General features: G+C 66.6%; 13 protein-coding genes. 8 read left to right on the top strand and 5 right to left on the bottom strand.

All coding sequences use genetic code 11. From position 1 onward, the window contains the following. Nucleotides 1–2: 2 nt before the first annotated feature. Both GM910_RS02910 and hmuQ read left to right on the top strand, forming a co-directional pair. Nucleotides 3–233 (top strand): hypothetical protein, encoded by a 231-nt coding sequence (locus GM910_RS02910; RefSeq protein ID WP_159585999.1) that lies wholly within the window; start codon nucleotides 3–5, stop codon nucleotides 231–233. 11 nt (nucleotides 234–244) lie between these two features. Further along, complete coding sequence (gene hmuQ / locus GM910_RS02915) at nucleotides 245–559, top strand: heme-degrading protein HmuQ (RefSeq protein ID WP_159586000.1); 315 nt, start codon at nucleotides 245–247, stop codon at nucleotides 557–559. 237 nt (nucleotides 560–796) lie between these two features. Here the strand turns inward: hmuQ and putA are convergent, their stop codons facing one another. Next, entirely contained in the window at nucleotides 797–4411 is a 3615-nt protein-coding gene (putA, locus tag GM910_RS02920; RefSeq protein ID WP_159586001.1) for a bifunctional proline dehydrogenase/L-glutamate gamma-semialdehyde dehydrogenase PutA, read from the bottom strand. A gap of 164 nt (nucleotides 4412–4575) precedes the next feature. Between putA and GM910_RS02925 the strand changes: the two genes are divergently transcribed. After that, nucleotides 4576–5025, top strand: a complete 450-nt coding sequence (locus GM910_RS02925) for a winged helix-turn-helix transcriptional regulator (protein ID WP_159586002.1) — start codon at nucleotides 4576–4578, stop codon at nucleotides 5023–5025. On the opposite strand, the gene GM910_RS02930 is transcribed toward GM910_RS02925, so the two are convergent. Beyond that, on the bottom strand, nucleotides 5026–5298 hold the full coding sequence (locus tag GM910_RS02930; RefSeq protein WP_159586003.1) for a type II toxin-antitoxin system RelE family toxin: 273 nt from the start codon (nucleotides 5296–5298) through the stop codon (nucleotides 5026–5028). Continuing rightward, nucleotides 5282–5506 carry a type II toxin-antitoxin system RelB family antitoxin gene (relB, locus tag GM910_RS02935; RefSeq protein WP_159586004.1) on the bottom strand — a complete coding sequence of 75 codons (225 nt, stop codon included), beginning with the start codon at nucleotides 5504–5506 and terminating at the stop codon, nucleotides 5282–5284. Before relB ends, GM910_RS02930 begins: the two co-directional genes overlap by 17 nt. A 141-nt stretch (nucleotides 5507–5647) precedes the next feature. Between relB and GM910_RS02940 the strand changes: the two genes are divergently transcribed. Then, complete coding sequence (locus tag GM910_RS02940; RefSeq protein WP_159586005.1) at nucleotides 5648–6577, top strand: sugar kinase; 930 nt, start codon at nucleotides 5648–5650, stop codon at nucleotides 6575–6577. Nucleotides 6578–6580: 3 nt separating this feature from the next. On the opposite strand, the gene GM910_RS02945 is transcribed toward GM910_RS02940, so the two are convergent. Next, the gene (locus tag GM910_RS02945; RefSeq protein WP_159586006.1) at nucleotides 6581–8038 is read right to left on the bottom strand and encodes an NAD-dependent succinate-semialdehyde dehydrogenase; all 1458 of its coding nucleotides are present in this window, start codon (nucleotides 8036–8038) and stop codon (nucleotides 6581–6583) included. 133 nt (nucleotides 8039–8171) lie between these two features. Then, nucleotides 8172–9119 carry an AEC family transporter gene (locus GM910_RS02950; RefSeq protein ID WP_159586007.1) on the bottom strand — a complete coding sequence of 316 codons (948 nt, stop codon included), beginning with the start codon at nucleotides 9117–9119 and terminating at the stop codon, nucleotides 8172–8174. Nucleotides 9120–9247: 128 nt separating this feature from the next. On the opposite strand from GM910_RS02950, the gene GM910_RS02955 reads away from it, so the two are divergent. The 4 genes from GM910_RS02955 (at nucleotide 9248) to GM910_RS02970 (ending at nucleotide 12705) form a co-directional block, all read left to right on the top strand. Then, nucleotides 9248–9802 (top strand): histidine phosphatase family protein, encoded by a 555-nt coding sequence (locus tag GM910_RS02955; RefSeq protein WP_159586008.1) that lies wholly within the window; start codon nucleotides 9248–9250, stop codon nucleotides 9800–9802. A 105-nt stretch (nucleotides 9803–9907) separates the two neighbouring features. Then, on the top strand, nucleotides 9908–10192 hold the full coding sequence (locus GM910_RS02960) for an acyl carrier protein (protein ID WP_159586009.1): 285 nt from the start codon (nucleotides 9908–9910) through the stop codon (nucleotides 10190–10192). 34 nt (nucleotides 10193–10226) lie between these two features. Beyond that, nucleotides 10227–11411 carry a beta-ketoacyl-ACP synthase gene (locus GM910_RS02965; protein ID WP_159586010.1) on the top strand — a complete coding sequence of 395 codons (1185 nt, stop codon included), beginning with the start codon at nucleotides 10227–10229 and terminating at the stop codon, nucleotides 11409–11411. 25 nt (nucleotides 11412–11436) lie between these two features. Further along, the gene (locus tag GM910_RS02970) at nucleotides 11437–12705 is read left to right on the top strand and encodes a beta-ketoacyl-ACP synthase (RefSeq protein WP_159586011.1); all 1269 of its coding nucleotides are present in this window, start codon (nucleotides 11437–11439) and stop codon (nucleotides 12703–12705) included. Nucleotides 12706–12795 lie beyond the last annotated feature (90 nt).

Here is a 12795-nt window from a genome sequence, read left to right on the forward strand (position 1 = left end):
CGATGTCTCCCTTCGAAAGGCTCCACCAACTGGCCGCTCCGCGTGGCGACGGGCTCAGGCCCGAACTGCTGGCGCTCCTGCGTCATCGCACCGCCATTGAAGCAAATCCCAAGGTGGCCGAGATTGGCCGGCAGGCTGGGCCCAGCCCGATGCCGGCGCGGACGGCAGCGCTTCCCGACAATGTGCTGCCGTTTCCCGTGCCGGAAGCCGAGGCAGGCGCAAAGAACGAATGAAAGGATCAGGCATGTTCATCGCGATGAACCGCTTCAAGGTGCTCGAAGGCTCCGAGGAGGCGTTCGAGGAGGTATGGAAGAACCGGGATTCGAGCCTCAAGGAGATGCCCGGCTTCGTCGAGTTCCGCCTGCTGCTCGGGCCGAACAACGCCGAGGAAGGCTATACGCTCTACGCCTCGCACACGATCTGGCGGAGCCACGAGGATTTCGTGGCCTGGACGAAGTCGGAGAATTTTCGCAACGCGCATAAGAACGCCGGCCAGAACAAGGGGCTGTATAAGGGTCCGCCGATGTTTGAGGGGTTCAGCGTCGTGGAAGGGGCGTGAGGCTGGAGTTGGGGCGGGCTTATAGGCGACGAATGCGCCCCTTCGCGCCCCCCTCTGTCCTGCCGGACATCTCCCCCACGAGGGGGGAGATTGTGCCGGCCGCGCGGCCGGAACTCTTTCTGCAACGTTGACGATTGGCGAAAGAAGTGGCGAAAGCCAATCTCCCCCCTTGTGGGGGAGATGTCCGGCAGGACAGAGGGGGCGCGAAAGGGCGCCGGCGTCTCGAACCACCCCGCCCTACGCAGCCGCCAGCAGGCTCGCGTTGCCGCCCGCTGCCGTGGTGTCGACGCAGACGGCCCGTTCGTGCACGTAGGCGGCGGGAAGGATGGTCTCCGTCGCCAGCGGCACGATCGGCCCTTCGCGACGGGCGAGCGCGCGTCTCAGCGTGGCGAGCCATGCCTTGTCGCCGGTGGCAGCGACGAGATCGACCGGCAGGTTTTCCAGGCTCTCCGGCGCCACCGCGCCGTCGATGACCGCGAGCGGCAGGTTGTCCTTCATGAGCGGCTGCAGGAGTGCCGTCGCGCCCTCGCCGACCGCCAGGACCGCATTGCCCGCGGCGAGCGCCTGCACCGCCTGGGCGGCGAGTGCTTCCCCCTCCACACCAAGGCAGAGGACGCGGCCGCGTGGGACGAATTGCAGCGCGTTCGCCTCACCGGTCGGTCCCGGTAGGTCGACGGGGCCGTGGTCGAGCGCGGCGGCGGCCGCGAGCGCGTCGGGCCAGCGGCCCCGCGACAGGCGCCGAAGGGTGGCTATGCGGTCGGCGCGGCGTACCCAGTTGCCCTTCCTCGGGTCTGGCATGCGCGCTGCCAGCGTTTCGGCATCGACCGGGCTTGCCGTCGGCGCGCCCTCCGCCCCCTTCCCGCGGCGGAAGCGGCGCAGGTAGAGCGGCCCGCCGGCCTTTGGCCCGGTGCCCGAGAGGCCCTCGCCGCCGAAGGGCTGCGAGCCGACGACGGCGCCGATCTGGTTGCGGTTGACGTAGATATTGCCGACATGGATGCTGTCGACCACCTCCTGCACCCGCGCATCGATGCGCGTGTGCAATCCGAAGGTCAGCCCGTAACCCCTTGCGTTGACGTTCGAAATCACCTTCGCCAGATCTTCGGCCTCGAAGGTCGCCACGTGCAGGACGGGGCCAAACACCTCGCGCTCCATCTCCTCGATGCCGGAGACCTTGAAGGCGCTGGGGGCAACGAAGCGACCGCCCGCCGGCGGTTCGATGCGGGCGATCAGGCGGCCTTCCCTCTCCATCTTCTCGCAGTAGCCGGCGATACCGGAAAGCGCCTCGTCGTCGATGACGGGCCCGACATCGGTCGAAACCTGCCACGGATCGCCGACCGACAACGCCTCCATGGCGCCCTTGAGCATGCCGACGATGCGCTTTTCCACGTCCTTTTGCACGTAGAGGACGCGCAGTGCCGAACAGCGCTGGCCGGCGCTCTGGAAGGCGGAAGCGACGATGTCGCGCACCGCCTGCTCGGGCAATGCCGTCGAATCGACGATCATCGCGTTGAGCCCGCCGGTCTCGGCGATCAGCATGGCATCGGGCGACGCCGTCTCGGCAAGCTGCCGCTCGATCAGGCGGGCGACCTCCACCGAGCCCGTGAAGCAGACGCCGGCGATGCGCGGGTCGGCCGTCAGCGGCGCACCGACGGACGGCCCGTCGCCCGGCAGAAGCTGCAGCACATCCTGAGGGATGCCCGCCTCGTGCATCAGTGCCGCCGCGCGCGCGGCGATCAGGCAGGTCTGCTCGGCCGGCTTGGCGATCACCGCGTTGCCGGTAACGAGCGCGGCGGCGATCTGCCCGGTGAAGATGGCAAGCGGGAAGTTCCACGGCGAGATGCAGACGATGACGCCGCGCGCTTCCGTCCCCTCCTCCGCCTGTGGCGCGCCGTTGGCGTAGTAGCGCAGGAAGTCGACGGCCTCGCGCACCTCGGCGATGCCGTCGGCCAGCGACTTGCCGGCCTCGCGCGCGGCGAGCGCGAAGAACTCTCCGGCGTGGGCCTCGTAGAGATCGGCGATGCGCCGCAGGATCGCCGCCCGTTCCTTGACGGGCGTGGCAGTCCAGGCGGGTTGAGCGGCAAGGGCGATCTCCACCGCCTCCCGCGCCTCTTCGGCCGAGGCGTCGAGGACCGTGCCGACCACCTCGTCCGTGCGCGCCGGGTTGAGGACGGTACGGGCTTCGCCCCCGCCCTGAGCGCGCGTCATCGGCCGCGCCTCCCAGCGGTGGGGGCTGAGGAAGGGGCGCCGCGCCTCCTCAATACCGGCGAGCGTTTCCGGGTCCGTCAGGTCCCAGCCCTTCGAATTCCGCCGCTGCGGGCCGAAGATCGCGGGCGGCGCGGGAATGGCCGGGTTGGCGGCCTTGCCGTTGGCCGCGACGGCGATGAAGGGGTCGCGGGCGATTTCGTCGGCGCTCACCTCCTCGTCGACAATCTGGTGCACGAAGGAGGAGTTGGCACCGTTTTCCAGAAGCCGCCGCACCAGATAGGCCAAGAGGTCCTCATGCGCGCCCACCGGCGCGTAGACGCGGCAGCGCGTGCCCTCGCGCCGCCGCACGATCTCGTGCAGCGCTTCGCCCATGCCGTGCAGGCGCTGGAACTCGAAGGCCTGCTTGTCTTCGGCCATGGCAAGGACCGCGGCCACCGTGTGGGCGTTGTGCGTGGCGAATTGCGGATAGATGCGGTCGGTCATGGAAAGGAGCTTGCGGGCGCAGGCGATGTAGGAGACGTCGGTGTTCACCTTGCGTGTGAAGACGGGATAGCCTTCGAGCCCCATCACCTGGGCGCGCTTGATCTCCGTGTCCCAGTAGGCGCCCTTGACCAGCCGCACCATGATCTTGCGGTCGAGCTTTCGGGCCAGCACGTAGAGCCAGTCGAGAACGAAGGGCGCGCGCTGGCTGTAGGCCTGCACGACGACGCCGAAGCCGTCCCAGCCTTCGAGAGAGGGATCGGCAAGGACGCGCTCGATCACGTCGAGCGAGAGATCCAGCCGATCCGCCTCCTCGGCGTCGACGTTGAGCCCCATGCCCGCCGCGCGCGCCGCCTGGGCGAGCAGCAGGAGCCGCTCCGCCATCACCGGCAGTACCTTTTCGCCTTGCGTTGCCTCATAGCGCGGGTGAAGCGCCGAGAGCTTTACCGAGATGCCCGGATTGGCGCGGATGTCGCCGCTTTTCGCCTCGCCCCGAAGGGCTGCGATCGCCTGCCGGTAGGCCTCGAAATAGCGCAGGGCATCGGCCTCCGTGCGCGCCGCCTCGCCCAGCATGTCGTAGGAATAGGTGTAGCCCTTGTCCGTGTTGGCGCGGCCGCGCTTGACGGCCTCGCCGATGGTGCGGCCGAGCACGAACTGCTCGCCCATCTCGCGCATGGCCACCGCCACCGCGGTGCGGATGACCGGCTCGCCGAGCCTTCTCACCATGGCGCGCAGCGTCGCCTCCACGCCGTCGCCCCTTTCGTCCAGGACGCGGCCGGTGAGCATCAGCGCCCAGGTGGAGGCGTTGACGAAGATGGAGGCGGAGGAGCCGGAGTGCGCCGACCAGTCGTGCGGGGCGATCTTGTCGCGGATGAGATCGTCCACCGTCTCCGCGTCGGGCACGCGCAGAAGCGCCTCGGCCAGGCACATCAGCGCCACGCCCTCGGCCGTCGAAAGCCCGTATTCGGACAGGAAGGCTTCCATCAGATGCAGGTCGGAACGCGCCCTGACCGCCCGCACAAGCTCCGCCGCTTGCGCGGAGATCGCCTCGCGCCGCGCCTCGGACAGCGCCGCCATCCCGACGAGCCCTGCAAGAGCGCGGTCTTCGTCGGCGAGATACTGCGCGCGGATCGCCCCGCGCAGAACGTCGAGATCTGATGCGAGCATCGTTCATTCCCCTGTACTTCTTCGGCCCCTGTGCTTCTTCGGCCAGCGGTTTTTCGGACTCATAACATATGGTGTTTCCCCGCCACGGTCTGAAATGAGGATATTGCCAGGCGGAAACGGCTGTTATAAGCCGATTTCATCTCGTGATCGCACTGGAAAAACCGATGTCTTCAGACCGTTTGGACCGCATCGACCGCAATATCCTCGGCGCCCTGTCGCAGGACGGCCGGCTTTCGATGGCCGAACTGGCAAGGCGTGTCGGGCTTTCCAAGACGCCGGTCCTCGCGCGCCTCAAGCGGCTTGAGAAGGACGGTGTCATTCGCGGCTACGCGGCCATCGTCGACCGCGAGCGCATGGGGGAAGGCCACGTCGCCTTCGTCCAGGTCACGCTTTCCGACACGCGCTCGGCGGCGCTCGCGGCCTTCAACCGCGCCGTTCTGGCAGTGCCCGAGATCGACCAGTGCCACATGATCGCGGCGAGCTTCGACTATCTTCTGAAGGTGCGTACGAAGGATATCTCGGCCTATCGCCGCGTTCTGGGCGAAAAAATCTCCAGCCTGCCCCACGTCTCGCATACCTCGACATTCGTGGCGATGGAGACGATCAGGGAGTAGTTATCGCCGGTAGATGTCGCGCCGGTTACCGACCCGCACGATCAGAATCCTCACCGTGTCGTCTTCGATATGGGCAATCAGGCGATAATCGCCGACGCGATATTTCCAGAATGAACCCAAATCCGGCCCTTTGAGCGCTGCGCCGATCGCACGGGGATCGTCCAATTTCGCAACGCGCTCATGAAGGAAATGCAGAATCCGCTGCGCCGCCTCGTGTCCCAGTTTGCCGAGCTCGCGCTCGGCGGCTTTGTGAAACTCAATCCTCCACGCCATAGCGCGCCATCAGGGCGGAAAGCGGCACGGTTTCGCCATCCTCCCTGCGCAATTCCTCCAGGCGCTGAGCAGCCAGATGGAGATCCTCGAGGTCGTCCAGATATTCGAGGATGGCTTCACGCGCGTAAAAGCTCTTGCTGCGCCCTGTACGCTTGGCAAGCGCGTCGAGCCGCGCCTCGATTTCCGGAGGAAGCCTCAAAGCCAGCATGGTCGTACTCCCGGTTGCTATACAAATATAGCATGCCCTCGCCATAGCACCAACTTGCATGCGTGACGACGATACCACGCCCATTTGCCCCACCCAAGGAACGTGCTATGCGCGACGCGGTTTTCGAGCGAGGGAAAGCGTATGGAAATGGGCGGCATCGCGTCGGTGGGTGAGTGCATGCTGGAGCTTTCCGGCGGCAGCGGCGGCAATTGGCGCATGGGGCATGCCGGCGACACCTTCAACACGCTGTGGGCCATGCGCGCACTGACGCCGGAAACGATCGCGGCCGACTATGTCAGCGCCTTCGGCGACGACCCCTTCTCCGCCGATCAGAGGAATTTCTTTGCCGATCATGGCATCGGCACCGCGGCGAGCCCGGTCATTCCGGGAAGGCGTCCCGGCCTTTATGCCATCACGCTCGCCGGCGCCGAGCGCTCGTTCACTTATTGGCGCGCCGATTCGGCGGCGAGGTGCCTGGCGGACGATCCGCAGGCACTGGAAAAAAGCCTGGAAAAACGGGCGCTTGTCTATTTTTCCGGAATCACTTTGGCAATTCTCGAGGAGCCGGCGCGAAAGACGCTGATCGCGGCACTGGAAACCGCCCGCGAGAACGGCAGCCGCATCGCCTTCGACCCCAACTACCGGCCGCGCCTCTGGGCCTCGCCCGAGGCCGCGCGGGCGGCGATCGATGCCGCGCTTGCCGTCTGCGATATCGCGCTGCCCACCTTTCCCGACGAGGCGGAACTTTACGGCGACAAGGACCTGCAGGCGACGATGCGGCGGTTGGCGGAGGCCGGCGTGGGCGAGATCGCCATCAAGAACGGGGCGGAGCCGACGTTGCTCTCGGCCGGCGGCGGGACGGTCTTAATCCCCGCCGTCGCGGTGGCCGATCCGGTCGATACGACCGGCGCCGGCGATTCCTTCAACGGCGCCTATCTTGCCGCAAGGGTTGCGGGCCTCGCGCCGGAGACGGCCGCCCGCCGCGCCCACAAGGTGGCGGCGGCGGTGATCCAGGTGCACGGGGCCCTGGCGCCGTTTTCCGTGCTGCGCGAAGCGTTCGCCGAGGCTTGAGGGCTACAGCCCCAGCCCGCCGATGCAGACATATTTGGTGTCGAGATAGTCCTCGATGCCCTGGTGGCCGCCTTCCTTGCCGAGGCCCGACTCCTTCAGGCCGCCGAACGGCGCCTCAACCGTGGTGATGATGCCCTCATTGACGCCGATGAGGCCGTATCTCAGCCCCTCCATCACGCGGAAGGCGCGGCCGAGATCGGCCGTGTAGAAATAGCAGGCAAGGCCGAACGCGGTGTCGTTGGCGAGCCTGACGGCCTCTTCCTCGTTATTGAAGCGGAAGATGGGCGAGACGGGGCCGAAGATCTCCTCCTGCATGAAGCGCATCTCAGGCGATGCTTCGGCGATCACCGTCGGCTCGAAGAAGGTGCCGCCGAGCGAATGCCGCTTGCCGCCGGCCACCACCTTGCCGCCCTTCTCGGCGGCGTCGGCGACCAGTTCCTCGACCTTCTCGACCGCCTTCTCGTCGATCAGCGGTCCCTGCTGCGTGCCCTCTTCGAGGCCGGAGCCCACCTTGAGCCTTTCGGTCGCCTCAACCAGCTTTTCCACGAAGCGGTCGTAGACGCCCTCCTGCACGAAGAAGCGATTGGTGCACACGCAGGTCTGGCCGGAGTTGCGGTACTTCGCCGCCACCGCGCCCGCGACCGCTCGCTCCAGGTCGGCATCGTCGAAGACGAGGAAGGGCGCGTTGCCGCCGAGCTCCATCGACACCTTCTTGACGGTGCCGGCGGACTTCCGGATGAGGGTTTTGCCGACCTCGGTGGAGCCGGTGAAGGTGATCTTGCGCACCAGCGGGTTTTCCGTCAGTTCGTCGCCGATCTCCGAGGCAGAGCCGGTGACGATGTTGACGACGCCCGCCGGAAAGCCCGCCTCCTCGGCGAGCACGCCCCAGGCGAGCCCGGAATAGGGTGTCTGCGAAGCCGGCTTGGCGACCGCCGTGCAGCCGGCGGCGAGCGCCGGGCCGAGCTTGCGCGCCAGCATGGAGGAAGGAAAGTTCCACGGCGTGATGGCGCCGATCACGCCGACCGGCTCCTTGGTGACGAGGATGCGCCGGTCGGCCCAGGGCGACGGCACGACGTCGCCATAGGTCCGCCGGCCCTCCTCGGCGTACCACAGCACATAGGCCGCCGACATGCCGACCTCGCCGCGCGCCTCGGCCAGCGGCTTGCCCTGCTCCATGACCAGAAGCTCGGCCAGCGCCTCCTGGTTGTCCATGATGGCATCGTGCAATTTGCGCAGGAGCTTGGCGCGGTCGTTGGCCGAGGTCTTCTTCCAGGAGTGGAAGGCTTCCTCGGCGGCCTTTATGGCGCGCCGGGTCTCGGCGCGGCCGCATTTCGGCACCGTGCCGATCGTCTGTCGCGTGGCGGGGTTGACCACATCGATCGTGGCACCCGTATCGGCCCCGACCCATGCGCCGCCGATGAAATTCGCCTCGCGCATGAAATGGCTTGTCTTCTTGAGCATTTTTCCTCCTTCGCGCCGGCGGGCGCGGTTGGCTTTTTCGGGGTCGTCTAGAAACTGGTGCAATTGCCAGGCTGCGGCAAGGACCTGTCCATGCGGGCCGGCTGGGCCACGCCCGAAAAGCTCAAAAGCGCAGTCAGCCGAACACCCACTCCGCCACCGACAGCCAGAAAGCCATGGTGAGAACAGCCGAGGCGGTGCCGATGCTCATGGCGTTCGCCGACAGCGCCTGGCCCGTGCCGAAGCGCATGGCGATAAGATAGGGATTGACGCCGGACGGCAGCGAGGCGGCGGCCACCACAACCTTCGCACTCATCGGCGGCAGGCCCGTCAGCTTGGCCATGACGAGCGCCAGGCCCGGCATCACGAAAAGCTTCAGCGCCGCCACGGCGAGCGCCGGGCGCACATTGCCGGTGATGCCGTAGCGCCTGAGCCCCAGCCCCATGGCGAACAGCGCCACCGGACCTGCGACATCGGCCAGAGCATCCACCAGCCGCGTCATCAGCGACGGCATTTCCATTCCCGAAATGCGCCACAGAAGCCCGGCGGCGATGCCGACGATGAGCGGGCTCGACCCCATGCTGCGCGCAAAGTCGTGCACGGCACCGGCGATCCCTCGCGGCGCCCCCTCCCCGCCCAGCCAGCCGAACAGGATGATGGAGGTGCCGATCATGACCGGCAGATGGATGGAGACGATGAGCGACAGGACCTCAAAACCTTCCTGCCCGTAGACGCCGAGCATGAAAGGAATGCCGAGGAGCACCAGGTTGGAAAAGCTCGCCGCCAGCCCGCCGACGACGGCGGCACGGTTGTCGCGGCCAAAGACGTGGATCACCGCGAGCAACCCGATGAGCCAGGTTATGGCGACGGCGGTGAAATAGGACACCCAGAGGCTCGCCGGCAGGCTGCCGCCGAAGTCGGCGCCGGCCATGGTCCTGAAAAGCAGGAGCGGCACGGCCACCGAGACGGCGAAATCCGACAAGGCCTCGCCGGTCTCCTGCTTGAGCAGCCCGAATAAGCCGCTGGCATAACCGAGCGCGACAAGTGAGAAGACGAAAGCGATTGTTTCGACGAGGGGGGACATCGGCACCGGCTTTATGGCACCGGGTGAGGAACGGCAAGCGGGCGCGCCGGGAATACACAGTTGAAAAACCCGTGATTGCTTACCGGCGCGCCATCCTCCTATATGGTAAGACAACCTCGGAGGAATGCATGTTTCGTGCCGCCATCGCTTTTCTGATGCTTCTGGCGGTGGCAACCGCGGAGGCGACGGAAGCGGCCTGGGCGCTGTTGCGGAACGGCGGCCAGGTGGTGCTCGTCAACCATGCCCATGCGCCCGGCAGCGGCGACCCTGCGAATTTCGACCTGGAAAACTGCGCCACCCAGCGCAATCTCTCCGAACAGGGACGGCAGCAGGCGCGCGGGATGGGCGCGCTCTTCTACGCCCGTGCCGCACCCATCGGAATGGTGCTGACCAGCCGCTACTGCCGTGCCCGCGATACCGCCGACATTGCCTTCCGCGACAGCCCGATCGAGATGTTCGACGCGCTGGACGAACTGGCGCGCGACCCGGAAGCGGCCGACGAGCAGATACGGGCCACATTGCAGCGCATACTCGACTACAGCGGGTCGGAAAATCTCGTCATGGTGACGCACGGAGCCAACATCGAAGCGATCGCCGGTGTCCGGCCGCGGGAGGGCGAGGCGGTCGTTCTGTCACGCTCGGATGATGCGGTCAGAGTCGCAGCTCGTCTCACCTTCGACTAACATCCGCCTGGATTGAGCGCGACTGCCCTTTTCCTGCCGTTAAAAACCGATTAGACAGCCGGCGCACACGTAGAGAACCGAATCCCCCACACCGAGGGAACCGCAGTGACGACGACATTTGACAAGGTTGCCGACATCATCGCCGAAACGAGCGAGATCGACCGCGACAAGATTACCCTTGAAAGCCATACCATCGACGATCTCGGCATCGACAGCCTGGACTTCCTGGACATCGTCTTCGCGATCGACAAGGAGTTCGGCATCAAGGTGCCGCTGGAACAGTGGACGCAGGAGGTCAATGACGGAAAGGTTGCGACCGAGGAATATTTCGTCATGAAGAACCTGTGCGCCAAGATCGACGGCCTGGTCGCCGCCAAGGCCGCCGCCTGAGCACGCACCGATACCCGAACCGCAGCGAGGCGACATGAACCCGAAGGACGTGGTCATCACCGGGATCGGCGTCGTCTCGTCGCTGGGCCTGGGCGTTGACGCGCACTGGCAGGCGCTGACGGGCGCCGCGCCGAAGCCCGTTCTCGATGGAGAGCGCTTCGCTCCCTATACGATCCATCCGCTGCCCGAGGTCGACTGGAGCACGCAGATCCCCAAGCGCGGCGACCAGCGCCAGATGGAGACCTGGCAGCGCCTCGGCACCTATACGGCCGGGCTGGCACTGGACGACGCCGGCATGAAGGACGACGAGGCGCTGTGCGCTTCCATGGACATGGTTGTGGCTGCCGGCGGCGGCGAGCGCGATGTGGACGTCGACCAGGATATCCTCGACACATCGCTCACCCGCAACGACCACGACGTGCTTTTGAACGAGAAGCTGACGACGGAACTGAGGCCCACCCTGTTCCTGGCCCAGCTTTCCAATCTTCTGGCCGGCAACATCTCCATCGTCCACAAGGTCACCGGCTCCTCGCGCACCTTCATGGGCGAGGAGGGCGCCGGCGTCTCGGCGATCGAGACGGCGGCCGCGCGCATCCGCTCGGGCCAGTCGAGCCACCTCCTGGTGGGCGCGGCGTTCCAGACCGAGCATCCCGACATGCTTCTCGCCTACGAGCTCGGCCGCCACCTGCAGCGCGGCGGCTGGTCCCCGCTCTGGCAGCGGCGGCCGGAGGAAGGCGGCGGCGTCATCACCGGCTCGGGCGCGGCCTTCCTGGTGCTGGAGGCGCGCGAACATGCTGAAGAGCGCGGCCGCACCGCCTACGCGGCCGTCGGCCCCGTCGCCTCCGGCCGGGCGCGGCGCGGTGGCGATGGCTTGCAGGAAGCGCTGGAGGAGATGGTGGGCGGACTGCTGGACGGCGATGCGCCAGTGCTGGCGATCTCCGGCGCCTCCGGCGCGCACGCGGTGACGAAGGCCGAAAAAGCCGCGCTCGACGCCCGCGGACATGTCGCGGCGCGCGGCTTCTCCTCGCTCACCGGGCACATGAAGGAGGCGCAGTTCCCCTTCGCCATGGCGCTTGCCGCACTCGCCGTTCATCACGGAAAGGCCTATCCTGCATTCGCGGAGGGCGAACTGCCCTTTGAAGCCGCCCCATCGGCCGCGTTGGCCACGGCGGTCGGCTACAATTGCTTCGAGGGCATGGGGCTCGTGGTCAAGGCCTGAGAGATAAGGGGCTGAGGAAGGAAGCATGAAGACAACCGACAGCTTCGGAAGGCCGCTCGTCGCCGTCACCGGCATGGGCGTGGTCACCTCGCTCGGCCAGGGCAAGGACGAGAACTGGACGGCGCTGACAAGCGGGCGCTCGGGCATCCATCCCATCACCCGCTTTCCCACCAGCCACCTGGCGACGACCATCGCCGGCACTGTCGACTTCCTGCCCGAAAGCCGGCGTGGGGCAAGTCCCCTCACCTACGCGCTTGCCGACCTTGCGGCCGAGGAGGCGGTGGGCGAAGCCGGCCTTCCCGCCGCCGATTTTGGCGGCCCGCTGTTCCTTGCCGCCCCGCCGGTCGAGATCGACTGGCATCACCGGCTGCGCCTTTACGCGCAGTCGCAACGCGCGGGCGACTGGCGTAGCCTGATCGAGGCGGCGCGCGAGGCCGACGAGGCGGAGCTTTTCGACGAGAGCCAGTTTGCCACCATCGCCGACCGGATGGCGGAGAAATACGGCACGCGCGGCCTGCCGATCACGCTTTCGACCGCCTGCGCCTCCGGCGCCACGGCCATCCAGCTCGGTATCGAGGCGATCCGCCGTGGCGAGTGCGACCGGGCGCTGGCGGTCGGCTCCGACGGTTCGGCGACGGCCGAGGCGCTCATCCGCTTCTCGCTGCTTTCGGCGCTGACGACCCATAACGAGGTGCCGGAGAAGGCGTCGAAGCCGTTTTCCAAGGACCGCAGCGGCTTCGTGCTTGCCGAGGGCTCGGGCGCGATGGTGCTCGAATCGCTGGAAAGCGCGCTCGCCCGCGGCGCGGAGATCCTCGGCATCATGCGCGGCTGCGGCGAGAAGGCGGACGATTTCCACCGCACGCGCTCCAAGCCGGACGGATCGCCCGCCATCGCCGCCGTGCGCGCCGCCCTTTCCGACGCCGGCATGTCGGAGGACGAGATCGAGTACATCAACGCCCACGGCACCTCGACGCCGGAGAACGACAAGATGGAGCACCTGTCGCTGTCGACCGTCTTCGGGGAGCGCATGCGCGAGATTCCGATCTCGTCCAACAAATCCATGATCGGCCATACGCTCTCGGCAGCAGGTGCGGTGGAGGCCGTTTTCTCGATCATGACCATGCGCAAGGGGGTCATTCCGCCCACCATCAACTACGAGAATCCGGACCCGGCGATCGAGCTCGACGTGGTGCCGAACGTGAAGCGCGATGCCGATGTTGCAACGGTATTGTCCAACTCCTTCGGCTTCGGCGGCCAGAACACGTGTCTGGTGATGGCGCGGGAGGCGGGGTGAATAGTGAATAGTGAATAGTGAATAGTGAATAGTGAATAGTGAATAGTGAATAGTGAATAGTGAATAGTGAATAAAGGAAACCACGCGGAC

The sequence above is a fragment of the Chelativorans xinjiangensis genome (assembly GCF_009812055.1).
Classification (GTDB): domain Bacteria; phylum Pseudomonadota; class Alphaproteobacteria; order Rhizobiales; family Rhizobiaceae; genus Chelativorans; species Chelativorans xinjiangense.

Bases quoted from the DNA above. Each gene is read 5' to 3' on its own strand.
- GM910_RS02910 (WP_159585999.1), top strand. From the start codon at position 3: ATGTCTCCCTTCGAAAGGCTCCACCAACTGGCCGCTCCGCGTGGCGAC.
- hmuQ (WP_159586000.1), top strand. From the start codon at position 245: ATGTTCATCGCGATGAACCGCTTCAAGGTGCTCGAAGGCTCCGAGGAG.
- putA (WP_159586001.1), bottom strand. From the start codon at position 4,411: ATGCTCGCATCAGATCTCGACGTTCTGCGCGGGGCGATCCGCGCGCAG.
- GM910_RS02925 (WP_159586002.1), top strand. From the start codon at position 4,576: ATGTCTTCAGACCGTTTGGACCGCATCGACCGCAATATCCTCGGCGCC.
- GM910_RS02930 (WP_159586003.1), bottom strand. From the start codon at position 5,298: ATGGCGTGGAGGATTGAGTTTCACAAAGCCGCCGAGCGCGAGCTCGGC.
- relB (WP_159586004.1), bottom strand. From the start codon at position 5,506: ATGCTGGCTTTGAGGCTTCCTCCGGAAATCGAGGCGCGGCTCGACGCG.
- GM910_RS02940 (WP_159586005.1), top strand. From the start codon at position 5,648: ATGGAAATGGGCGGCATCGCGTCGGTGGGTGAGTGCATGCTGGAGCTT.
- GM910_RS02945 (WP_159586006.1), bottom strand. From the start codon at position 8,038: ATGCTCAAGAAGACAAGCCATTTCATGCGCGAGGCGAATTTCATCGGC.
- GM910_RS02950 (WP_159586007.1), bottom strand. From the start codon at position 9,119: ATGTCCCCCCTCGTCGAAACAATCGCTTTCGTCTTCTCACTTGTCGCG.
- GM910_RS02955 (WP_159586008.1), top strand. From the start codon at position 9,248: ATGTTTCGTGCCGCCATCGCTTTTCTGATGCTTCTGGCGGTGGCAACC.
- GM910_RS02965 (WP_159586010.1), top strand. From the start codon at position 10,227: ATGAACCCGAAGGACGTGGTCATCACCGGGATCGGCGTCGTCTCGTCG.
- GM910_RS02970 (WP_159586011.1), top strand. From the start codon at position 11,437: ATGAAGACAACCGACAGCTTCGGAAGGCCGCTCGTCGCCGTCACCGGC.